The sequence below is a fragment of the Arachidicoccus ginsenosidivorans genome (assembly GCF_007971385.1).
GTDB lineage: Bacteria > Bacteroidota > Bacteroidia > Chitinophagales > Chitinophagaceae > Arachidicoccus > Arachidicoccus ginsenosidivorans.
Genome location: NZ_CP042434.1, coordinates 1,469,000 through 1,491,041, shown reverse-complemented (window position 1 = coordinate 1,491,041; position 22,042 = coordinate 1,469,000). Strand labels below are relative to the sequence as shown.

Annotated in this window: 20 protein-coding genes and 1 pseudogene; 15 read left to right on the top strand and 6 right to left on the bottom strand. The window is 41.1% G+C overall.

What is annotated here, in order from left to right; all coding sequences use genetic code 11:
- Nucleotides 1-400: 400 nt before the first annotated feature.
- The 4 genes and pseudogenes from rpmA to FSB73_RS24270 all read right to left on the bottom strand — a co-directional run bounded on the left by rpmA (nt 401) and on the right by FSB73_RS24270 (nt 4,073).
- Entirely contained in the window at nt 401-682 is a 282-nt protein-coding gene (gene rpmA / locus FSB73_RS06085; RefSeq protein ID WP_146780586.1) for a 50S ribosomal protein L27, read from the bottom strand.
- Between the two features lie 45 nt (nt 683-727).
- Nucleotides 728-1,033 carry a 50S ribosomal protein L21 gene (rplU, locus tag FSB73_RS06080; RefSeq protein ID WP_146780585.1) on the bottom strand — a complete coding sequence of 102 codons (306 nt, stop codon included), beginning with the start codon at nt 1,031-1,033 and terminating at the stop codon, nt 728-730.
- A 603-nt stretch (nt 1,034-1,636) separates the two neighbouring features.
- Nucleotides 1,637-2,712: pseudogene (locus FSB73_RS24275) on the bottom strand (zinc-dependent metalloprotease).
- Between the two features lie 380 nt (nt 2,713-3,092).
- Complete coding sequence (locus FSB73_RS24270) at nt 3,093-4,073, bottom strand: DUF5117 domain-containing protein (RefSeq protein ID WP_225974534.1); 981 nt, start codon at nt 4,071-4,073, stop codon at nt 3,093-3,095.
- 527 nt (nt 4,074-4,600) lie between these two features.
- On the opposite strand from FSB73_RS24270, the gene FSB73_RS06070 reads away from it, so the two are divergent.
- From FSB73_RS06070 to rpoB, 12 genes are all read left to right on the top strand, one after another.
- Entirely contained in the window at nt 4,601-5,293 is a 693-nt protein-coding gene (locus tag FSB73_RS06070; protein WP_225974533.1) for a MotA/TolQ/ExbB proton channel family protein, read from the top strand.
- A 164-nt stretch (nt 5,294-5,457) separates the two neighbouring features.
- On the top strand, nt 5,458-6,144 hold the full coding sequence (locus FSB73_RS06065; RefSeq protein ID WP_146780583.1) for an ExbD/TolR family protein: 687 nt from the start codon (nt 5,458-5,460) through the stop codon (nt 6,142-6,144).
- Between the two features lie 34 nt (nt 6,145-6,178).
- On the top strand, nt 6,179-6,655 hold the full coding sequence (locus FSB73_RS06060; protein ID WP_146780582.1) for an ExbD/TolR family protein: 477 nt from the start codon (nt 6,179-6,181) through the stop codon (nt 6,653-6,655).
- 145 nt (nt 6,656-6,800) lie between these two features.
- Nucleotides 6,801-7,649 carry an energy transducer TonB gene (locus FSB73_RS06055; protein ID WP_146780581.1) on the top strand — a complete coding sequence of 283 codons (849 nt, stop codon included), beginning with the start codon at nt 6,801-6,803 and terminating at the stop codon, nt 7,647-7,649.
- 467 nt (nt 7,650-8,116) lie between these two features.
- Nucleotides 8,117-8,722 (top strand): ExbD/TolR family protein, encoded by a 606-nt coding sequence (locus tag FSB73_RS06050; protein ID WP_146780580.1) that lies wholly within the window; start codon nt 8,117-8,119, stop codon nt 8,720-8,722.
- Nucleotides 8,723-9,065: 343 nt separating this feature from the next.
- Entirely contained in the window at nt 9,066-9,254 is a 189-nt protein-coding gene (locus FSB73_RS23220; protein ID WP_158639433.1) for a hypothetical protein, read from the top strand.
- Between the two features lie 186 nt (nt 9,255-9,440).
- Entirely contained in the window at nt 9,441-9,890 is a 450-nt protein-coding gene (locus FSB73_RS06040; RefSeq protein WP_146780578.1) for a hypothetical protein, read from the top strand.
- A complete protein-coding gene (locus FSB73_RS06035; protein ID WP_146780577.1) occupies nt 9,887-10,279 on the top strand; it encodes an energy transducer TonB in 393 nt (130 codons plus the stop codon). Before FSB73_RS06040 ends, FSB73_RS06035 begins: the two co-directional genes overlap by 4 nt.
- Nucleotides 10,280-10,616: 337 nt before the next feature.
- A complete protein-coding gene (locus tag FSB73_RS06030) occupies nt 10,617-11,297 on the top strand; it encodes a FadR/GntR family transcriptional regulator (RefSeq protein WP_146780576.1) in 681 nt (226 codons plus the stop codon).
- Between the two features lie 182 nt (nt 11,298-11,479).
- Nucleotides 11,480-12,718 (top strand): ATP-grasp domain-containing protein, encoded by a 1,239-nt coding sequence (locus tag FSB73_RS06025; RefSeq protein WP_146780575.1) that lies wholly within the window; start codon nt 11,480-11,482, stop codon nt 12,716-12,718.
- Nucleotides 12,719-12,930: 212 nt separating this feature from the next.
- A complete protein-coding gene (locus tag FSB73_RS27930) occupies nt 12,931-13,179 on the top strand; it encodes a hypothetical protein (RefSeq protein WP_225974532.1) in 249 nt (82 codons plus the stop codon).
- Between the two features lie 8 nt (nt 13,180-13,187).
- On the top strand, nt 13,188-16,733 hold the full coding sequence (gene rpoB, locus FSB73_RS06020) for a DNA-directed RNA polymerase subunit beta (protein WP_262712514.1): 3,546 nt from the start codon (nt 13,188-13,190) through the stop codon (nt 16,731-16,733).
- A gap of 403 nt (nt 16,734-17,136) precedes the next feature.
- Here rpoB and FSB73_RS06015 read toward each other — a convergent pair whose 3' ends face one another.
- On the bottom strand, nt 17,137-17,790 hold the full coding sequence (locus tag FSB73_RS06015) for a type II toxin-antitoxin system HigB family toxin (protein WP_146780574.1): 654 nt from the start codon (nt 17,788-17,790) through the stop codon (nt 17,137-17,139).
- A gap of 600 nt (nt 17,791-18,390) precedes the next feature.
- Between FSB73_RS06015 and FSB73_RS06010 the strand changes: the two genes are divergently transcribed.
- The 3 genes from FSB73_RS06010 to FSB73_RS06000 all read left to right on the top strand — a co-directional run bounded on the left by FSB73_RS06010 (nt 18,391) and on the right by FSB73_RS06000 (nt 20,221).
- Nucleotides 18,391-19,047 carry a PD-(D/E)XK nuclease family transposase gene (locus FSB73_RS06010; protein ID WP_146780573.1) on the top strand — a complete coding sequence of 219 codons (657 nt, stop codon included), beginning with the start codon at nt 18,391-18,393 and terminating at the stop codon, nt 19,045-19,047.
- Between the two features lie 156 nt (nt 19,048-19,203).
- On the top strand, nt 19,204-19,467 hold the full coding sequence (locus FSB73_RS06005) for a hypothetical protein (protein ID WP_146780572.1): 264 nt from the start codon (nt 19,204-19,206) through the stop codon (nt 19,465-19,467).
- 118 nt (nt 19,468-19,585) lie between these two features.
- Nucleotides 19,586-20,221, top strand: coding sequence for a PD-(D/E)XK nuclease family transposase (locus FSB73_RS06000; RefSeq protein ID WP_158639432.1), 636 nt, complete (start codon nt 19,586-19,588; stop codon nt 20,219-20,221).
- Between the two features lie 535 nt (nt 20,222-20,756).
- Here the strand turns inward: FSB73_RS06000 and FSB73_RS05995 are convergent.
- Complete coding sequence (locus FSB73_RS05995) at nt 20,757-21,722, bottom strand: sensor histidine kinase (RefSeq protein ID WP_146780570.1); 966 nt, start codon at nt 21,720-21,722, stop codon at nt 20,757-20,759.
- Nucleotides 21,723-22,042: the final 320 nt, after the last annotated feature.

The window sequence follows — 22,042 nt, the reverse complement described above, 5'->3', positions numbered from 1 at the left end:
TATTGACAGGGCTGATTTAAAAGCAAGGAGATGGTCATTTTGTTTTAATACGACTACCCGCCTTTAGTCTGCCTGAAGTAGTAAAAGTAACTCGGATAACAGGTTTAGAAAATACCCGCTAGAGGGTATTTTTTGGGCGATTTGTCAAGAAAAACGACTTAATACGGATAGGGATGTAGAGGGAATAAAACTAGGGGAAAAGCCATAAAGTGGCTAAAACCAGGTCAGCGTAGGGGTATATTGCAATAAAATTATTTGTCGGATGACAAGGGCAAGCACAAAAAAGCTGTCGGGTACTTATAAGATATACTATAAGTACCCGACAGCCAATGAATCTATTATTAACCTAAATAGTAGTTGTGAATCGTAGCTTTAAAAGCGAAATCAGCAAGTTTACTTACTAAGCTTCTGCAACTTCCACCGGGGCTTCTGAAGGAATTACAGAAACCTTGGTAACATCACCTTTGGTTTTTCTGAATTCAACGATACCGTCAGTCAGTGCGAATAAAGTAAAATCTTTACCAACACCTACATTCTTACCAGAATGGAATTTGGTACCACGCTGACGTACAATGATGTTTCCGGAGATAGCAGGTTGACCACCAAAGATCTTAACACCTAAGCGTTTGCTGCGGGAATCCCGTCCGTTTTTTACACTACCTTCACCTTTCTTATGTGCCATGGTATTATATAATTAAAAAGTTTGTAAATGGTTATATATCAATGATTATGCAATTGCATCAATCTTGATCTTTGTGTACTGAGTTCTGTGACCGTGCTTCTTACGGAAGCCTTTTCTTCTTTTTTGTTTGTAAGCAATTACTTTATCACCTTGTACCAGACTAGTCAGGACTTCAGCCTTTACAACTTTAGTCACATCGGTACCTATAGATAAAGTTCCGTCGGTGCTTACCAGCAGAACGTCTTTAAACTCAACTTTATCACCATTATTTGCAGACAGGTGAGGTACGAAAAGGGTGTCACCTTCCTGTACTCTGAATTGTTGGCCTGCGATTTTTACAACTGCGAACATAACATTAAAAAATTAGGACTGCAAAGGTAGGTATAAAAAGCATATGTCACAAGATTATTGCAAAATAAATTTTCCAGGGTTCTGCTAAATGTCCTGAAAATGCCAAATTTCTGGGAAGTTCACCTATAAAATCGAAAATAAGCCTATAGTTCCGGGTTAAATTTAAATGATTTTACATGCGAAAACCTCCCTACCTGGAAGGCGTGGTTGGCTCCACTGTTTCCACAAAATCTACTAAAACTGTCCTAAAGGTTAAAATCAGGGACAAAATTAATAATAAACCTGGCAATATAATTATAAAGTAAGGATAAAACCGCTAGAGTACAGCACTGGAAATTACTAGGCGGCTAGTAGAAACAATCTTAGCCATTAGAACAATCAGAAAGGTCAGAAAAACAAATAAGGGGCCGTGGGCCCTTATTTTGCTTGTTTTATTTTTTAGAACTTATTAGAATTTATTAGAATTTATTAGTGCTTACTTTTCCATTAACTATTTTATATCCAGGGCTTTATTTACCCTAAATACCAAATCCTGTAAATGGTATTTACTCATTGAATCACTATAACCACCTGCTGCAGTTTCCAATTTGGATTTTAGCGCCATCAGGTGACCTCTGACCAGTGAAGGGACGTCAGATTCTGCATATGCGCCCCTAAAATGGATTGTAACTGGTCATTGACGGCGGATTTATCCGGACTTAAATCCTGGATCAAACCGTCAATATAAGCCTTTTGGAGTGCTCTTCTGCTGAATGAAATGGCCTGATGGGCACTAAGTTCCTTAAACAGGTTACCTTCCACAGCATTCAGCAGCGCTTCAGGCTGGTAAGTTTTGTCACTGCCATAACGCTGACTACAAAAACTGAGCCTTTGGAGTCTTGAAGCCGAAATCAGACTGCCCAAAATCCCTTTTTGCAACCTGTATAAAGTTTCCTCTGTGGCAGGTGTGGAGATCTTATCCAATACAGTGGTATCCAGCAGCCACTGTGGTGTGGTAAATAACTGATCATTTAAAAAGGCCACCGCTTTTGCCTGCATGGCTTTGGGAGTAGGGGTATAGACATCGCCCATCTGCTCAATGCTCTTTGGCGTACTTTCTATCCCGCCAACGTTTTTCAGTACATGGCCCATATAACGGTTAAACTGCCCAATCAGCTGGTTGTACATTTCCCCTAGATTTTTATATAAATCAGCCTCTTCATAAGTCCATTCAGGTAAATTTTTCAGGACGATTTTCAGGTTCTTGATGCCATATTCACTAGCCAGGACATTATCGTCTCCCAGGCACTCACTCTGACTTCTGGGATCATAAGGATCAGTCTCTGTACCAAACCATAATCTTGGATTTTTGGAAAGATTGTCGACAATCCATTTGCTGGTAATCTTATGATCTTCTTTAGGTGTTGCGGCGCCCGTATATGAATAACCCACCTGATAGCCCAGTCATCGTACTCTCCAATCCTGGGGTAAATACCCTTTGGACCAATATGATCCTCCGGCTGGGCGACATAATTAAAGCGGGCATAATCCATAATGGAAGGTGTATGACCATGAGCTTCGACCCATTTTTTGTTGCGTAGCAGTTCAACCGGAACAGTGCTGCTGCTACCAAAATTATGACGCAGGCCTAAGGTATGGCCTATTTCATGAGAAGAGACGAAACGGATCAAATCTCCCATAAGTTCATCATCAAAGACCATTTTGCGGGCTCTTTTATCAATGGGGCCTGCCTGGATCATATACCAGTCATGGACAAGTTTCATGACATTGTGGTACCAACCAATGTGGCTTTCCAGAATCTGACCACTTCTGGGATCATGCACGTTAGGACCATATGCATTTTCAATATCTGAGGCAAAATACCGGATAACTGAGTACCTGGCATCCTCCATACTCATGGTGGTGTCATTTTCCGGCCAAGGCTTGGCGACAATCGCATCCTTAAATCCTGCCTTTTCAAAGGCTTTTGCCCAGTCATTGACACCGGCAATCAGATATGGGCGCCACTTCTTTGGGGTGGCAGGATCTATATAATAGACAATCTGATGTGCCGGGGTAACTAACTGACCGTTTTTCCATTTTGGTAATCTTCCGGTTTAGGTTGTAAGTTCCATCTGACGATAAAGTGTTCATCCTTAACGCGCTGTTGGTCATCTCCGTAACGGGTATACCCATCCGCGAAGTAACCCACCCTCGGATCGAATAACCTGGGCTGCATAGGCGTTTTGGGTAATAACAAGAAGGAATGATTAAATCCGATGGTGACTAGCCCTACGTCGCCGGCTGCATCAAATGCCCGGCTTCTGCGCATGGGTTGACCCGGCTGGTGCGGTGCGGGTTGACTGGTATAGGTCTTGACGGTTTTAATTTCGGTGTTGATCGGATAGGTATGGATGGACTGAATAAAGGAACGATCTTTTAATAAACCACCGATACTCAATCCTTTGCGGGTGCTGGATCTAAAAGAGAGTGCGGGATTATCTCCTAAGAACAAATCATTCACCTCCACGACAACACTATGATTTTTCCCATAAGCCTTGATCGGTAAGGAGGCTAAATAAGGATCCGCGTTGGAATTTATCACAGCTTTGTAGATGGCATTGGTCGAATCTGCCATTGCAATGGTCATTTTTAGCTGCAAATAGATATTTTTATCAGGGCCATTGACAAAACGGACCATTTGCTGATTAACAATTTCCCCGGCATAAACGCCGGCACCTCCCGGCACTTTGTCATAGCGGGTGACCACTAGAATATCCCGATTAAACAGTGAATCGGGTATCTCAAAATACCAATTATTATCCACTTTATGGATGGTAAAGAGTCCGGTTTTGCTAATCGCAGAATCTGGAATTACCTCCTTATATGGTTTGATCGGATCGGGCTTTTCCGGCTTTTTTTTCTCCGGTTTGTGCGTCGAATCCTTTTTAACTACTGATAATGAGTCTTTTGGATGTGGAGGCAGACTGTCTGGTTTTTGGGCAAAGGACAAAGCCGAAAACAGCACGAGTCCTGCCAACATGGGTAGCTTTTTGTGCATTTTGGTTAAAATTAGTTAATACTTGAGCCGTAAAGATAATGGTTGTTTGTTTATGAAATACTATTTTCCAAAAACGGTCAAAACTCCTTAGGGGCGGCTTTAAAGCTCTATAAATGACCTCAATAAAAAGTTAAACAAAAAATGCAAAATCAAAATTTTTTTAAAAAAATCGAAAAAGAATTTGGTCGGTAAAAATAAATATATAATTTGCTCTGCCTTTCTATGGAGTATTCGCAAGTTTAGGGCTAGTTTATTATAATGTAACAAACTAATGTTCTTTATTTAAGAATTTCTTCTTAGTATTGGGGTTATTTAAAAATCATTAAACACAGTTATTCATTAAAAAACAATTTCATCATGGCTGAAATTAAACCAACTGCTCAGGCAGCAGCAAAACACGTTTCTAACGTAAAACCTAAAAAAGCTCTAATGCAATTTCTTGGGTGGCCCCTATTTTGGGGATTGTAATCGGTTACATTATTTGGAGGTTTGTATTAGGTAATCCGGCTAACTTTAATAAACCGGATATGAGCGGTGGCTTTTGGCCTAAACACGAGGATGCCAAGACAGGGTTATCGAGGATGTATGATGGTGGTATCATCGTGCCTGTATTGATTGGTTTATTTTTAATCGTTATCACCTTTTGTATTGAAAGATTTTTGACAATCGCAAAAGCAAGTGGTAAGGGCAATAGCGGAGAATTTATCCGTAATGTACAGTTCAACCTGGCTAATAAAGACGTAGACAAAGCAATCGCGCTTTGTGACAAACAGAAAGGCTCTGTTGGTAACGTAATGAAAGCAGGTCTGGGTAAGTACAAAGAAATGATCACCAACACTGAACTGGATACGGATCAGAAAGTATTGAACATTCAAAAAGAAATCGAAGAAGCAACAGCACTGGAACTGCCTATGCTGGAAAAGAACCTGGTATTCTTGTCCACTATCGCCTCTATCGCCACTTTGGTGGGTCTGTTAGGAACGGTTGTCGGTATGATCACGGCCTTTGCGGCCCTGGCTGCCAGTGAAGGTGGTAGTGCTTCTACACAGCTGTCAAAAGGTATCGCTGAGGCGTTGTATAACACAGCCTTAGGTATCGGTACTTCTGCTGTTTCCATCATCATGTACAACATCTTTACAACTAGAATCGACGGTATCACTTATGGTATCGATGAATCTGGTTTCACTTTGACTCAGAGCTTTGCTTCTATCTATAAATAATCGCTGCTAGTCAGTTGGTTAAGTAAGCCGCGTCGCATAAGCGCAGCCACCTTGGTGGCTGCCATGGGCCGCAGCGAAGACTTTTTTAGAATTTTAATAAAAAAGTTTTATGGAAATTAGATGCATGCAGCATCTATATTAAAGAAGCATTTAAAAAAAATAAAATGGGAAGAGCCAAAGTAAAACGCAAAAGTACGACCGTAGATATGACGGCGATGTGTGACGTTGCGTTTCTTTTGTTGACTTTCTTCATCTTAACGACGAAGTTTAAGCCCGACGAAAAGATACCCATCACCACGCCATCTTCTGTAGCGTCAAAAATAGCTCCGGAGAAGAATTTTATTATGATCTCTTTGGACAAAAATGGGCATGCTTTCTTAAACAGTGACATGGTTCCTGTCAAAGAACAGGCACTGGATTTAATCAACCAGGAACAAAACCTGGGACTTACGCCAGGGGAAATCCACAAATTGGCTACCATGCCAATTATCGGAACCAGTTTCAATAACCTGAAAGCATACAGCAAAATGCCGGTTGCGGCACTCAATGATAAGTTACCGGGGATTCCCATTCAGGATACGGCAAACAATCAGTTGAAAGTCTGGATGAAGGCATTTGTAGCGGTACAGCAGGATCTGGGTACAGATGATCCTAGTGCAAAAATGGCTGTTATTCTCAAAGGAGACAATATGGCCAAGTTCCCAGAGTTTAAAAACGTCATCGCTGCATTGACAGAGAATAACATCCTGCAATTCCAGATGGTGACTAATCCGGAAGGCGTGCCTACCGGATCTGAACTTTGGAAAAAAGCACAGAGTGTAGGTGCAACGACGACACCGGTAAACGGATAAATTAATTATTAAAAAACTTTAAAAGCAATATCCTATGGCAGAAATGGATACCTCGTCGAAAGACACGGGGAAGAAAGGTCCTGGGGTCAAAAAAGGGAAAAAGATGTCCACGAGAGTGGATTTGACCCCCATGGTGGATTTAGGCTTTTTGTTGATTACATTTTTCATGTTTACAACAACGATGAGTCAGCCTACCTCCATGAATCTTAAAATGCCGGACGACAATAAGAATACAAAGGAACAGAATGTAAAACAGTCCGGTGCAATGACCATCTGGTTAGGAGATAAAAACAGACTCTATTACTACGATGGTGAGTTAAAAGCCGATTTGTCCAATGTTCAGGTGTCTGATTACAAGGCCATCCGTAAAGTGATTCTGGATAAAAAAGCAGTGACACCTCCTGACGATCTGTTTATGATCGTTATGCCAGGCAATAAGAGTACTTACAAAACATCATTGATATTCTGGATGAATTCTCCATTGATGTGGTTGAAAGATACGCGCTGGTAAACAAGGTAGATACTGCCTATTCTGCAGATATCAATAAAATGGATGCTATTGCAGATCAGGCTGGAGGACAATAAATAAGCCAGATACATATTGAATTTTATGTATCAGAATTATTAAGGCTTAAAACATTTAAATAAAATTTAAAATGGACGCAAATAAAATATTAAGTTCGAGTGCGCTGGACATCCTGTTTGATGGCAGGAATAAGGAGTACGGGGCTTATGACTTGCGGAAAACATATGCCAAAAGAATACGAATAGCACTACTGGGAACCCTGGCAGTCGTCGTATTATTTGTGGCGGGTATGTTAATCAACCCTAAAAAGGATGAGGCCGCGGCCAAGAAGTATGAAGTGAAGGATGTCACGATTGAAAACTACAAGAAGCCTCCTCCACCAAAGAAAGCCCCACCACCGCCGCCGCCACCAAAGGCAGCGCCTCCTAAGATCGAAATGAAACAGTTTACTGTGCCCAAGGTCGTGAAGGATGAATTGGTGAAACCAGATGAGAAACCCCCTAAACAGGATGAAAAAATCACTGTAGGTCCGGTAACCCAGCATGGTCTTAAAATGGATGGTGCATTAGCAGCACCTCCTGAAGTAAAAGGTATCGGTGGAACCGGTAAAGGCCCTGGAGCGGGTGGTACTGGTGATGGCGACTATAACAAAGAGTTTACCTCTGTACAGGTGGAAGCGAAGTATCCTGGTGGCCCAGCTGCCTGGAAAAAGTATCTGGAAAGAAACCTGCGTAATCAGACACCAGTAGATAATGGAGCGCCTCCGGGCACCTACGCCGTTGTGGTATCCTTCCTGGTTGCTAAAGATGGTACAACTTCTGAAGTAAAAGCCATCTCTGCACCGGATCCTGATTATGGTTGTTCTGCGGAAGCAGTACGTGTAATCGAAAGAAGTGGTAAATGGAATCCCGCAATTCAAAATGGTCGTTCCGTAATTTACCGTGAAAAACAAAAAATCATCTTCCAGGTAGCTGAATAAGAACAGTAATTTTGAGATAATCTAAATACTCAAAATATTCAAATTCGCTCCGGTAAGGAAATGACATATAACGTTTAAAGCCCCGGGCTCAGATCGATAGTTAGCTATCGTCTGAGCCCGGGCTTTTTTTGTACCATAAACTTCTTTGCTGCCTAAAATTGCTGCCTAAAATTGCTATCCAGAATTGCTGTCCAGAATTGCAACTCATAAAACTGTTCAAATCTTATGGAATTTACCCTTATTTAGCATCTATATAGGGAAGGCAGTCCAAGTTTAACTGTAATAATTACTGGATTTAATTGTCATGGCCATGGCAGAGACTTTTACAAGTGTTGGTAAATAATAAGCATTAATCTGTGGCGCATTAACGGATAGGTGTTGTATTTTATGATGATACTATCCGCCTAAGCAACAACACAGGTTTTTGCAGACGGAAATTATTTTTCTAAACGTAAAAAACAACAACTATGGCAGAGTTAAATACAGCCACAAGTAGTGGCGCAGGCAAAATGGATATTAAGGGTAAAAAGGGAGCAGGCGTTAAAAAAGGAAAGAAGATGTCCACCAGAGTGGATCTGACACCCATGGTAGATTTAGGGTTTTTACTCATTACCTTTTTTATGTTTACCACTACCATGACCCGCCTTACTTCTATGAATCTTAAAATGCCAGACGATAATCGTACAACTGAGCAGGATATTAAAAAATCGGGCGCATTAACCATCTGGCTGGGAGATAAAGACCGCCTTTATTTTTATGAGGGAACATTATTACCAGACCTGTCCAATGTGCGGCTATCAGATTACAGGCAGATCCGTCAAAATATCCTGGCTAAAAAAGCTGCGTTGCCAGATAAGGATGATTTGTTTGTAATTATTATGCCGGGCAATAATTCGACCTACAAAAACATTATCGATATGCTGGATGAACTTTCCATCGATAGGGTAGCTCGTTATGCTCTTGTAAATAAAGTAGACCCGGCATACAGCGACTATATTACCAAAATGGATCTGGTGGCTAGTTCAAGCACTGTTACACCTTCAAGTGCGACTGGTAAGAAAGGCGCATTTTAGGGGAGTCGTTGGCTATTATATAGATACCAGTAGAAAGCCTATTTATCCCATTTTTAAAAGAGTTCCAGATTGTTTAATTAGACGCAGACGGTGGTGGCAATGTCAGTAAATGCTAGGCGAAGGATTGTTTATTTGGACTTACAGATGCGTTGTAAAAATCTGCTAAAGCCTCCTGAAATTATTTAAAAAATGACGGCAAAAAACAATCGAGCATACACGGAAAATAATGTAAATTTTTTATGGAAAATACAGGAGCCACGCATCTATATAAGGTAGACCGCACGGGTATTGTAAAGGGATGCTAAGCATGTTTTCAAGGATTATTTTCTTTGAATTTTAGGAGGTGAACTTTATTGTCATGGCCACCGATCAACCGCACCTTCCTGGCGTCGTATACCCACGAATCAGTATCATCAGTATCATCAGTATCATCAGTAGCATCAACGTTATCAACTGTGTCATCAACTGTGTCATCAACTGTGACATGAACTGTGTCATCAAAAGCAGCAGCAATAAAGCAGTTGCCAGCTAGCTTATAAATTAAGCGACCAATAAGGCACTGTCTGCCATTAATCAACTTCTCTGAAGTGCTTCAGCGGTTGATTAGTGATGTGACTCGTATGTCCTATTATGTCATTATATGCCATGTCATGATAGGATAGGATATTATTTGTTTTCTTTTTTTATTCCGATTTATTCACATTTAAAATTTAGTCAAATGAATGCCAAAGAAATTTTGCAGGCCAGTCAACTGGATATCCTCTTTGACGGCAAAAACAAGGCCTACGGCGCATATGCGCTTAGAAAGACTTATCACAAGCGTATTGAACTAGCCATGATGGGAACCGGCCTTGTTGTGTTACTTTTTGTAGGTAGTACATTATTGCCACGCAAAAAAGCAGACGCTTCACCCAAGGTTATGCATGTTGATACCGTACAGCTAAAAGAGTACAAAGCGCCGGAAAAAAAGCCCAAAGTTATCCCGCCCCCGCCAGCTGCAGCGCCCATTAAAATGGAGATGCAGCGCCTGACCGTACCCAAGGTGGTGGATGATCACCTGGTGAAACCAGATGAAATGCCTCCTAAACAGACAGATAATATTAAAGTAGGACCGGTCACCCAACACGGAATAAATGCAGACGGTATGTTGACGGCTCCCCAGAAGTGAAAGGCATAAGCGGTAATGGCAAAGGCCCTGGCGGTACTGGTAACAGTGCGCCTGATTATGAAGGTGAGTTCTTAAGTGTCCAGGTAGAAGCCACCTATCCTGGAGGGGCGGCTAATTGGAAAAAATATCTGGAAAGAGGCTTGCGCAGCCAAGTTGCTGTTGAAAACGGTGCGCCTGTGGGGCTATATACTGTTGTTGTTTCTTTTTTAGTCGCCAAGGATGGGTCTACCTCTGAGGTAAAGGTAGTATCCGCTCCAGACCCGGATTATGGTACCGCCGCCGAAGCGGTCCGAGTTATTGAGCGCAGTGGCAAATGGAATCCGGCCATCCAAAATGGACGGCCAGTCATCTATCGGGAAAAGCAACGCATCACATTCAAGGTAGAATAAGGATCTCCTTAATGATAACTTTTCAGGTGATATTTTGTGGTTGTTTTAGGCTTTATATTTTGATAATTAATGTATTACGAAAAAAAGTGCCGCAAAAAGACAAGCTGTCTATTGAGAAAGATGTCGGCATACATTTATAGGTTAGGAGCTGATGGGCTGAACTGACAGATGCTGATTCAAAGCTAATAGGGATGGTAGGGCTGTAAGGCCTTGCCAACCTTATCAGCCTTGTATATATAGCCAGTTTAGCAAAAGAAAAGACAATTGTAGGTGGATTTATAGGGTGGGTGGTCTGGGAAAAGTGTATTATTTTTGAACAATATAACACCCTTACTGAATGAAAAGTATAGATAAAAAATCTTTGGTCGATAAAATTGAGAAATCCCTGGTAGCACTACTTTCCAGTAAAGAATATACCATCGGAGCCGTTATTCCAAAAGAGATCGAACTTTCTGAAAGGCTCGGTGTAAGCCGAACCGTCGTCCGGGAGGCCCTTTCCAGGTTACGCACACGCGGCATGATCGAATCCCGGAAAAAAAGAGGTGCCATCATTACCAGTCCTGATATCGTCTCTGTGATCGGACAAGGCATGAATCCCGATATGTTGGATCAAAGCACCTTAAAAGATATTTTCGAGATGCGCCTGGCCTTGGAAGTCGGTATGGCAGATTTTATTATAAAACGCGTTACGCCGGAGGATATTAAACAGTTAAGAGCCATTGTTGCGGTGGAAGCACCCAATAAGGCGCCTAACCTATTTGAAATAGACGAAGAGATTGCCTTTCACAGTAAACTCTATGAGATCTGTGATAATAATACCATGAAAGGCTTCCAAAAGTTACTACTTCCTATATTCAATTACGTGCATAGTAATGGCATGCTCGACGATTTACCGGTATATACCAAAGTGGTCACACATGGTGACCTGATTGACCTGATAGAAACCGGATCGGCGGATAAATTGCGCAAAGGCATCCGACAGCATTTAAAAGGTCACTTTAAACGAATATTCAAGTAACGTTTAAAAAAAACGTTTTAAAATGGGTGCCTCGGCTTGTTACCCAGACTGGTTAGCCTTCGCCCAAATCAAATCAGCTACAAGCCGAATACGACCCTTTGGGCAGACCAAGCTACCTTTTTTGATCTTAAAACCGAACCTTATCTTAAAACCAGCCAGTATCTTAAAACCAACTCAAGGACATGTTAGCCCAGCCCCGACATCAATTCAATAAGGATTTTACTGAAGCGCAATACCAGGCGTATTTACAGGTAATTCAAGCAGATTTTCCAGGTGCACTCGATTTTAGGGTAGCGGAATCCCCCGTATTTGTCTCCACCGATTTTTTACATAAAATGCAAGCTACCTGTGATTATATTATAACGCAGGTTAAACAACCGGATTTTTTAGCAAAAACCGGGTCCGCCATACCTAAGGGCCTTCGGGTTCCTGGACCGGAAGGGCGGCCTCATTTTCTGATCTTTGATTTTGGTATTTGCGAAGATCCAAATAGCCCAGGACATTATATCCCGCAACTCGTGGAGATGCAGGGATTCCCGACCTTATTTGCCTATCAGTTAAAGCAGTATCAGGCAGCAGCCGGTTCCTACAAATTACCAGCAGGATTTACTCCTTTTATTAATGATCTGGACGAACAAAAAGTAAAGCAAATTCTTGCGGACCTATTAAAAGGCCAGGAAAACCCGGATAATACGCAGCCCCATACCGTTTTACTGGAATTATTTCCTGAGAAGCAAAAGACCCGGATAGATTTTCTATACACTGAAAAATATTTTGGGATTCCAACCGTCTGCCTGACAGAAATTAGAAAAGTAGGCAATCAATTATTTTACCATAGAAACGGGAAAGATATTTTAATTGAAAGAATCTATAACCGGTTGATTTTTGATGAATTAAGTAATCAGAGCGCAATAGTAAAAAAGCAGGCAGCATTACTGATGCAACCGCTGGATGTCAGCTGGGTAACTCATCCCAATTGGTTTTACCGCCTGAGTAAATTTACGCTGCCATTACTTAATGATCCAGGCATACCTGAGACCCGGTTGCTGTCAGATTTTAATAAGTGGCCAACAGATCTTGAAAATTATGTTCTTAAACCCTTATTTTCCTTTGCCGGCAATGGGGTCGTCATTGATGTGACCAGCGCTGATATTGAGGCTATTGCAAAAGATCAGTATAAAAACTACATATTACAGAAAAAAGTAAACTACGCACCGGCTATTAAGACACCCGACGGACCCGCAAAAGCAGAAATCCGGTTGTTTTATGTCTGGCCGGATGAGCTGGATACGCCTATTGCTATTTGCAACCTGGCCAGGCTGACCAAAGGCAATATGGTAGGTGTCTCACAGAACAAAAACAAAACCTGGGTAGGGGGGAGTTTTGCTTTATTTGGCCAGACAAGTAAAGAAAAGTCCTAACAATAGATTAAATTTGACAAGAAAAGACAGTTGAAAGGCGCTCTGTGCTAGTCCCGGGAAAATACATTTTGCCAGTATGATTACAATTAGTACCTTTGTTGCCCTTTAAAATAGGGTAAATAGACAGATAAAATAGGAAAATGGCCAATTTCTTCCTGTTTTTTCTTGCTGTTTGCCTCAACTTAATTAAGTAAAACCGGTTAAAATCAGATATGTCATCAACTAAAGTTACCAACAGGATCAGCTTCGGTAAAACCAAACACCTGGCTGAAACCCCTGACCTATTAGACATTCAGCTTGAATCTTTCCGTGAATTTTTCCAATTAGAAACAACGCCCGACAAACGTAATAACGAAGGTCTTTTCCGTGTATTCAAGGAAAACTTTCCTATTACCGATACGCGTAATATCTTCATGTTGGAGTTCCTGGATTATTTTGTGGATCCCCCAGATATTCTATAGAAGAGTGTATGGAACGCGGACTCACCTATGCTGTACCGTTAAAAGCCAAATTACGGTTAAGTTGTAATGATGAAGAACACGTAGATTTTCAGACAATTGTGCAAGATGTGTTCTTAGGCAACATCCCTTACATGACCCCTAGAGGCACCTTTGTTATCAATGGTGCTGAACGTGTTATTGTATCGCAGCTGCACCGTTCACCTGGTGTATTCTTCGGACAGTCTACACACCCTAACGGGACCAAGATCTATTCCGCCAGAGTTATTCCTTTTAAAGGTGCCTGGATGGAATTTGCTACAGACATCAACAATGTCATGTATGCTTATATCGACCGTAAAAAGAAATTCCCGGTTACCACTTTACTTCGTTCTATCGGATTTGAAACAGATAAGGATATCCTGACCCTGTTCGGCATGGCTACAGAAGTACCTGCAGACAAAAAATCCCTGGAAAAACATGAAGGACAAAAACTTGCTGCCCGCGTTTTAAAAGCATGGGTAGAAGATTTTGTGGATGAAGATACCGGTGAAGTCGTTTCTCTGGAAAGAAACGAAGTCGTTTTAGAGCGTGATACCGTTCTGGATGAAGAAAGCATCCAGCTGATCGCTGATCTGGAAGTGAAGAGCGTATTTATCCAGCGTGAAGACGTTGGTGGAGACTACGCCATCATCTACAATACCCTGAATAAAGATACCACTAACTCAGAACTGGAAGCTGTTCAGTTTATCTACCGCCAGCTGCGTGGTGCTGACGCCCCAGATAATGAGACTGCCCGTGGTATTATCGATAAATTATTCTTCAGTGACAAACGTTATGATCTGGGAGAAGTCGGCCGTTACAAAATCAACCGTAAGCTGGACGTCAAACAGAAATTACAGAACAAAGTCCTGACCAAAGAAGATATCATTGAAATCATCAAATATCTGGTTCGCTTAACCAATGGTAAAGCAGAAATTGATGATATCGATCACCTGAGCAATCGTCGTGTAAGAACGGTGGGTGAACAGTTATATGCACAGTTCGGCGTAGGGCTGGCCCGTATGGCCAGAACCATCCGCGAAAGAATGAATGTTCGTGATAATGAAGTGTTTACGCCCGTTGATCTGATCAACGCCCGTACACTTTCTTCCGTGATCAACTCATTTTTCGGAACCTCCCAGCTGTCCCAGTTCTTAGATCAGACCAATCCGCTCTCTGAGATCACGCACAAGCGTCGTATCTCCGCGCTCGGACCCGGCGGTCTGAGTCGTGAACGTGCCGGATTTGAGGTGCGTGACGTACACTATTCTCACTATGGTCGTCTGTGTACCATTGAAACACCGGAAGGACCCAACATTGGTTTGATCTCTACACTTTGTGTACACGCCAAGATCAATGACATGGGCTTCATTGAAACCCCCTATCATGAAGTACATGATGGAAAGGTTGATCTGAAACACCTTAAATTCCTGAGTGCAGAAGAAGAGGATGAAGCAAAAATTGCCCAGAGCAGTGCACCCCTTGATGATAAAGGCGTCTTTGTAGACGAGCGTATCATCAGCCGTGAGACCGGTGACTTCCCTGTCCTTGACAGAAGCGATGTTCAGTTCATGGATGTGGCGCCCAATCAGATCGTTGGTCTGAGTGCTTCTTTGATTCCATTCTTAGAGCATGATGATGCCAACCGTGCCCTGATGGGATCCAACATGCAACGTCAGGCAGTACCCTTATTATTACCACAGGCACCGATCGTCGGTACTGGACTGGAAGGCAAAGCAGCACGCGATGCCCGTATCCAGATCCATGCAGAAGGCGATGGCGTTGTTGAATTTGTCGACGCCAAAGAAGTGCATGTAAGATATAACAGAAACGATGCAGACAGGCTGGTAAGCTTTGAAGACGATCTGATCATATACAGACTGACCAAGTTTATCAAAACCAACCAGGCAACTTCTATTAACCTGCGTCCAGCCGTGAAGAAAGGACAGCACGTGAAAAAAGGCGACTTCCTGACAGAAGGTTACGCAACTAAAGACGGGGAACTGGCTTTAGGACGTAACATGCAGGTAGCCTTCATGCCTTGGAAAGGGTATAACTTTGAGGATGCGATCGTAATTAATGAAAAAGTCGTCAGAGAAGACCTGTTCACTTCTATCCATATTGAAGAATATGAACTGGAAGTACGTGATACCAAATTAGGAGAAGAAGAGTTAACCTCCGATATCCCTAACGTATCCGAAGAAGCGACCAAAGACCTGGATGAACATGGTATTATCCGCATCGGCGCCACTGTTCGTGAAGGGGATATCCTGATCGGTAAGATTACACCTAAAGGAGAAAGTGATCCTACACCAGAAGAAAAACTCTTAAGAGCGATCTTCGGAGATAAAGCCGGTGATGCCAAGGATGCTTCCTTAAAAGCACCTAATGGTACTGAAGGTGTGGTGATCGATAAAAAACTCTTCCAGAGAGCCAAAAAGGACAAAAACGGAAAGATCCGTGAAAAGGCACAGCTGGAAAAGATCGAAAAAGTACACAATGAAAACGCTGCCGGCCTGAAAACGCTGCTCCTGGAAAAATTACAGACCCTGTTGAAGGATAAGACTTCTTCTGGTGTCAGTAATAACTTCGGAGAAATGCTGATCGGCAAAGGCGCGAAGTTCAATCAGAAAAACCTGGGTTCAGTGGATTATCAAAATGTCAACCCATTGGGTTGGACAAATGATGAAACCATTGATAACCAGATCAATATTCTGTTGCACAACTACAATATCAAGTACAACGAAGAGCTGGGACGTTATAAGAGAGAGAAATTCAATATCTCTATCGGTGACGAACTGCCTGCAGGTGTATTGAAACTGGCCAAAGTATACTTAGCTGTTAAGCGTAAGCTGAAAGTAGGAGATAAGATGGCCGGTCGCCACGGAAACAAAGGTATTGTAGCCAAGATCGTCAGAGCAGAAGATATGCCGTTCATGGAAGATGGTACACCAGTAGATATCGTACTGAACCCACTAGGGGTACCCTCCCGTATGAATATCGGTCAGATCTATGAAACGATCCTGGGCTGGTGTGGTAAAAACCTGGGTGTTAATTTTGCAACACCGATCTTCGATGGTGCAGAACCTTCAGAAATTGCAGATTACTGTGATAAAGCAGGGATTCCATCCATGGGACATACCTACCTGTATGACGGAGAAACAGGAGAGCGTTTTGACCAGAAAGCCACCGTTGGTGTGATCTACATGATCAAACTGCACCACATGGTTGATGATAAGATGCACGCCCGTTCAATCGGACCCTACTCTTTGATTACCCAACAGCCACTGGGCGGTAAAGCACAGTTCGGTGGTCAGCGTTTCGGGGAAATGGAAGTATGGGCACTGGAAGCATACGGTGCAGCCAATATCCTACAGGAACTGTTAACCATTAAGTCAGATGACATCATCGGTCGTGCCAAAACCTATGAAGCCATCGTTAAGGGAGACAACCTGCCTAAGGCTGGTATACCAGAATCCTTTAATGTACTTGTACATGAATTAAGAGGATTGGGACTGGATCTTAAGTTTGATTAATAGCCCTGGCTCCGGCTAAGTGCCGCAGCCCCAGGCATACATCATACATAACAAAAGCCCGCAGCATATTATATGCTTGCGGGCTTTTTGCTTATGCTAAATGTACAAAATAAATAATGCAGGAAACAAATTGCCGATTACCATTATTTGATTGGATAAATGAGCGCGCATTGTAATTAAGATCACCCTTATGACATATTGCTCCTTTTGACGATTGCTATAAAAGTTACACATTAACTGTAAACCTCAACAGCAAAGCGTTGAGGTTATGTTTTTTGATTGCTTATAAACCGTAAAAGTACCGGATTATATAGTTGCTTCTAATGCAATGCAGGCTGATAGCGGCCTTTCCTTCATCGATTTGTCACAGTTTTGGTCGTTTAAATAATTGTCTCGCATATAATCAATAAGCCTGGATTAATACATCAGCGGGGATATATAATTGGTCCACTAATTTACGGATCATGTCTAAACTTAATTTTCTTTTGCCAGAAAGAATCTCAGATTTTCTTGATCTGTGCCCTAAAATGGTAGATAATTCAGATTCTGACATATTCATCTGCTCTAAACGAAATTTGATAGCCTCTAGTGGAGTAGGCTTTGCAATAGGAAAGTATTCATTTTCATACTCTTTGATTAAAATGGATAAAACTTCCAGTTCATCTGACTGCTTTGAATCCACTTTAAGGTCTTTTTGCATCAGCAAGTACGCACGTTCTAAAGCGTTTTCGTATTGCTGATTATTTTTATTAATTTTAACATAACTTATCTTTTTTGCGTCTATTTTATCGTATTGGGAATGCGTTCCAAACCAAACAATAAATACTATTTTTAATCGGAACTCAATATCGACTATTAATCGGAAGGAGTTGCCGTGTATGTTGAAAACCACTCTTTTAGCCGTAAGAATAGAAGCATTTTGATATTGGGCTTTTAGCTCATTAGGATTGCTCCAACCAGCTAAAGTAGCCTCTTCGTGCCATGATAGCAGTGCTTGTTCGGCTAGAGGAAATTCTTCTATATATTCCTTTAGTGTTCTTACAGCGATAATTCTCATGAGCAAATGTACGAAATGTTCCCATATTGGTAACGATTTTTATCGGAATTAACTTAATGTTGCCAGATGTCATGCCGAGTGGTTGATTCGTCCAGAATGCTCCGTCATTTGATTTTTGGTCTCCCATTATTTTGAATCGCTCTTTAATATTTATTTTTGCGCGCAAAACAAATCCATAGTACACAAACTGGCAGCTAAAAACAGTCAAAGCCCCGGCTATGTGATATTTAAGCAAATTTAACTGCAATATGACTTAAATTCCAGATAGCCCATCCGTAGCTCATACTTAGCCAGTCAAGGGCCGCCAAAACCCCAAGCGGCCTCCCTAAATAGCTTATAATCAAGTAATACACCTCTTTAATTTACGATACAGCCCATTTCTTTTAAAAATGCGTCCGATTTAGTTCGCTTTTTTATTTTTAATCTGATATTTTTGTAACGTAGTCTTGCAAATATGTATAATTGCCTGTTTTGAATGTTAAGTTTGAAGCATCGGCGAAGGGAATCATCCACAAATAATGCAATGAACGGCCAATCGTCATTGCCAGGCATTAGGACTGAATAAAATTATTTTTTTAATCAATAAAAAAGTGTTGCAATATGAATACAACAGCAGCAAATCAACCTGTAAGCCCACATAAGGGACGTTATTATGACCTAATGTCCCATTTTGGATTTGAGAAAATCTTTAATCAGGACGGCTATAAGTATTTCCGTGCTCTGGTAGACGCCATATGCGTAGGGGAGCCCTGGCTCAAGAATTTCAGGTATACCAATGTATTTGAGTATGTAAAGACACAAAAGCCCATTCAAGTCTATAACTACGACATCTCCTGCAACGCAGATCCGAAGACCATTATTACCGCAGAGCGGCTAGGATATAAAGATGAGAAATTTTCCTCCAGGAATTCAGCGAGACTGGCCTGGTTGATGGCCAGAAGTTTTGATCCCGAAGTCTCTGTAACCGGATACAACCGGATAATCAGTTTAAATATTGCCAACTTTGTTGAATGGGAGGGACGTGAAGAATATGTTGATTTTTCAAGAATGGCCTTTAGTGATAGCCCACTTGCCACAGTCGTTTGGGAAGTTACCATAGAAGTGCCCAAATTCAATAAAACACTAGAGGAACTGGACACCGATCTAGACAAATGGATATATCTATTAAGGAATATGCCCTATTTAGATAAACGCCCGGCACAGTTTGACGCCCCCATCTTTAAAGAACTCTTTGAAGAGGCCCGGCTACCCAGATAGAAGACCTTACTTGTCTGCCTTACTTCTATTAAGTGGGCGAGCGGGTTTGATCAACTAAGCAAAGCAAGCTTAGCAAAGCAAGCTTAGCAAAGCAAGTTTAGAATAGTAATTAAATCAACTTACATTAAATATTATATCAACATAAAAATAAACATTATGTCAAATCATACAGGCAGCTATATGCTCAATGAAGTAATAAAATCATTAAAAGAAATCGGAATATTCAACAAACTGACCAGGACAGACTCCCGGGCGTTACTCAAGGCGGTTTTTGGCGTCGGTTATCAATACGATTGCAATCCGGGTGAAATACTGGAAGATATTGCAGAGGAATTTGACGTATGTTACAGCTGTCTAACATTCGATGTCCCGTTAAGAGACGGCATTTGTCAGAAGTGCGGCCGCTGGGAATCGGCATAAAGCCATAAGGCCATAATACCAGAAGGCATCAGGTGGCCTGGTATGCCAGGCTGCCTGACGCCTTCAATTATTTTAAAGTGCAAATAAGCGCTAGAATTAAAGAAAAAGTAAAATGTCCATGTACAACAGTAAAGCAAAAAAGAACGGATATGTTAATTTAATGTCAGGTAAAGGATTCCATAGAATTTTTGGATGGCGAAATCCTGCACCCTGGCTAATTGATTTTGCAAATGAGGTTATTGACAGCAAAGTCGTACTGCAAAATGGTCGATATGAGTCTGGTGATACTTTTATATTCAACCCAAGAAGTATCAAAAGACTGGATTACGATATCCTATGTAAAGCGGATCCCAAAACCTTGATATTAATGGAAAGAGCGAACTACAAGGATAAAAAATTTGAGCAAAGGGCAACCAAACGAATCTCAACGGTGGTCGGGAATTGTAATTTATTTGGGGAACATCCCGATTACAGTAATTTTATCAATATCAATATTGTCAATTTTACCCTGCAAAAGAAAAGTCCGGCTTATATTCATTATTTCGACCTGTATTATGAAAAAGGAATAAAAAATGATGTATTGAAAATCATTATTGAGTTGCCTAAATTCAATAAGGGCCTTGAAGCGCTGGAAACAGAGCAGGATAAGTGGCTATATTTATTTAAAAACCTGCACAATTTAAATAAAAGACCCTCTCAATTTGACTCAGATGTATTCAAGCGGCTATTTGAGGACCCTTTGCTTCAGTGGTAACATTCATAAATCCATAAGGAAGATTGCTCTGAAAAAGTAAAATGACAAAGGAAAAATAAGCAGACAGCCGAAGCGGCTATGGCAGATTAAAAAAATCCATATAAAAGCACCAAAATAAACCTAAAACATAATAAGTAAAATCATGTCCAATCATGCAGACAGTTATTTATTAAATGACTTGTTGAAAAAAATAGCGGCGCGCAGAATATTCGAGAAATTAGGCCAGACAAAAACACGTGCATTCCTAAAAAAAGTATTGGAAATCAGTAATAAATATGACTGTAATCAGAATGAGGTATTAGAAGACTTAGGCAAAAAGCTTGGCATATGCAAAGAATGCCTCAGGTTCGATAAAAACATAAAAGAAGATTTGTGCCCAAAGTGCCAGATAGAGTGGGGAATTTAGCTATGCCAGGAAGATTTGGGTAGTTATAATTGGTGTAAGCAGGAAAGCATAGGAGTATTCTTCATGCTTTCTTTCTTTTGTTACAAAGGGTGCAAATGCTGACATTCTGCTTCCATTCGTGAACCCGGGTTATACGAGTTCACCAACAAGATATTTTTGCTTATAATCAGGTAAAAGCGACCAGCTGGCGACTGGACTAAATTCCACTTCCATAGCCACAGGAGCTAATTCTATGGTAAAAATACTCCCCTTGCCAGGGGTAGAGGTTACCGTAAGTCTCCCATTGATTTTTTTCAGCATCCTTGCAATAACCAGACTACCCATTCCAGCACCTTCTGGTTGCTGACAAGGCTGCAAAATGGCCTGTATTTGCCTTTCATTTAGGCCTTGACCGGAATCTTTTACCTGAATACAAAGCCGCTCCCTACTAATATAACAGCTTAAGTAGACCTTGCCACCTTGCGTATATTTATTCGCATTATCCAGCAGATTGCGTACAATAAGACATAATACATGCTGATCCGTCTCCCAGGTTAAAGTAGTTGGAGCAATAATTAATTGATTTTCATTATAAGAAAGAAATTCCCCATAAAACGTTTCCATTTTATTAAAGACCTCCTGTAACCGGATCCGCTTTATGGACAAATGAATACCCTTGTCATTGTTACGCACCCAGAAATAGGACTCCTCTACAAAACTTCTAAGTGCCCCGACTGACTGATGTAATTTTATTAAATGCTCATGATTCTCTTCAGTGGATCCAATTTCAAAATCTTTTACAACAGCCTTACTAATAGTAGACAGAAAACGTAAGGGCGACCTAATGTCATGTAATAAAATGGCGAGCAATTGGTCATCCTCCCAACGATCCTCCTTGACTGGCTGCTGACCATGGGATTGGACTGCCTTTTCCAAAGCCTTTAACCTTTGCGTATTGTTCTCAAATTCCGCAATTTTTGACAACAACAGCTGGTTGATCTGCAAATTTGTTTTTTCCAGTTGCAGGACCTTTAGTTTGAAGACAATAAAGCCAGCGGCTGGAATAAGTAAAGAGATGATTAGATAAAAACACCAGGTGTTATACAAATAAGGCATGTCTTTATATATATTAAATGAGCATTAGGAACCCCAAATAGCAATGGACACAACACAATGGTCGATTAAAAACCCAAATAAGATAAATTCTTATAAATAGGTCATTATCAACAAAATCTTTTCCTTGCATGCAATAATACACCACCCTCCCTTCACTTAAAACAAGTAAGCGTCATAAATAACCAAACAAAGACCCCTTCAAGGTCCAAAAACGACAGGGCACTCAAAACAATAAAATTAATTTATAATACTATAATATATTGAATATCAATTGCATGTTACATAGGTAAGGCATATTTTTTGGAAAATAATGACAACAA

What these genes read in the sequence shown, in the direction of transcription:
- rpmA (WP_146780586.1), bottom strand. Translation starts at nt 682, where the DNA reads ATGGCACATAAGAAAGGTGAAGGTAGTGTAAAAAACGGACGGGATTCC.
- rplU (WP_146780585.1), bottom strand. Translation starts at nt 1,033, where the DNA reads ATGTTCGCAGTTGTAAAAATCGCAGGCCAACAATTCAGAGTACAGGAA.
- FSB73_RS24270 (WP_225974534.1), bottom strand. Translation starts at nt 4,073, where the DNA reads ATGCACAAAAAGCTACCCATGTTGGCAGGACTCGTGCTGTTTTCGGCT.
- FSB73_RS06070 (WP_225974533.1), top strand. Translation starts at nt 4,601, where the DNA reads ATGAGCGGTGGCTTTTGGCCTAAACACGAGGATGCCAAGACAGGGTTA.
- FSB73_RS06065 (WP_146780583.1), top strand. Translation starts at nt 5,458, where the DNA reads ATGGGAAGAGCCAAAGTAAAACGCAAAAGTACGACCGTAGATATGACG.
- FSB73_RS06060 (WP_146780582.1), top strand. Translation starts at nt 6,179, where the DNA reads ATGGCAGAAATGGATACCTCGTCGAAAGACACGGGGAAGAAAGGTCCT.
- FSB73_RS06055 (WP_146780581.1), top strand. Translation starts at nt 6,801, where the DNA reads ATGGACGCAAATAAAATATTAAGTTCGAGTGCGCTGGACATCCTGTTT.
- FSB73_RS06050 (WP_146780580.1), top strand. Translation starts at nt 8,117, where the DNA reads ATGGCAGAGTTAAATACAGCCACAAGTAGTGGCGCAGGCAAAATGGAT.
- FSB73_RS06040 (WP_146780578.1), top strand. Translation starts at nt 9,441, where the DNA reads ATGAATGCCAAAGAAATTTTGCAGGCCAGTCAACTGGATATCCTCTTT.
- FSB73_RS06030 (WP_146780576.1), top strand. Translation starts at nt 10,617, where the DNA reads ATGAAAAGTATAGATAAAAAATCTTTGGTCGATAAAATTGAGAAATCC.
- FSB73_RS06025 (WP_146780575.1), top strand. Translation starts at nt 11,480, where the DNA reads ATGTTAGCCCAGCCCCGACATCAATTCAATAAGGATTTTACTGAAGCG.
- FSB73_RS27930 (WP_225974532.1), top strand. Translation starts at nt 12,931, where the DNA reads ATGTCATCAACTAAAGTTACCAACAGGATCAGCTTCGGTAAAACCAAA.
- rpoB (WP_262712514.1), top strand. Translation starts at nt 13,188, where the DNA reads ATGGAACGCGGACTCACCTATGCTGTACCGTTAAAAGCCAAATTACGG.
- FSB73_RS06015 (WP_146780574.1), bottom strand. Translation starts at nt 17,790, where the DNA reads ATGAGAATTATCGCTGTAAGAACACTAAAGGAATATATAGAAGAATTT.
- FSB73_RS06010 (WP_146780573.1), top strand. Translation starts at nt 18,391, where the DNA reads ATGAATACAACAGCAGCAAATCAACCTGTAAGCCCACATAAGGGACGT.
- FSB73_RS06005 (WP_146780572.1), top strand. Translation starts at nt 19,204, where the DNA reads ATGTCAAATCATACAGGCAGCTATATGCTCAATGAAGTAATAAAATCA.
- FSB73_RS06000 (WP_158639432.1), top strand. Translation starts at nt 19,586, where the DNA reads ATGTACAACAGTAAAGCAAAAAAGAACGGATATGTTAATTTAATGTCA.
- FSB73_RS05995 (WP_146780570.1), bottom strand. Translation starts at nt 21,722, where the DNA reads ATGCCTTATTTGTATAACACCTGGTGTTTTTATCTAATCATCTCTTTA.